Annotated in this window: 1 protein-coding gene; it reads right to left on the reverse strand. The window is 67.4% G+C overall.

Annotated elements, in window-relative coordinates; translation table 11 throughout:
* On the reverse strand, positions 1 to 304 hold a 304-nt coding region (locus tag L995_RS18200), incomplete at both ends, for a TonB-dependent receptor plug domain-containing protein (protein ID WP_047472887.1).

Below are 304 nucleotides of genomic sequence, written 5' to 3' on the forward strand. Positions count from 1 at the left end.
CCGCGTTGATGATGCCGCCCGGATCGCCCACGCCGCCCAGCAGGCCCGAGGCGCCGCGCATGACTTCGACGCGGTCGTAGAAGGCCATGTCCTGCTGCGGCGAATAGGTGTAGGCGCCCAAAGCCAGCGGCGCGCCGCCGTCGATCTGCATGCTGGTGATCTGAAAGCCCCGCGAATAGAAGTCGCCCACGGTATTGGCCACGACCACGCCGGGCGTGAGCTTGAGGGCCTCGGTCACATCGGTCACGCGCTGGTCGTCGAGCTGTTCGCGCGTGACCACCGATACCGACTGCGCAATCTCGCG

It is taken from the genome of Delftia sp. ZNC0008 (genome assembly GCF_000799035.1).
Classification (GTDB): Bacteria; Pseudomonadota; Gammaproteobacteria; order Burkholderiales; family Burkholderiaceae_C; genus Comamonas; species Comamonas tsuruhatensis.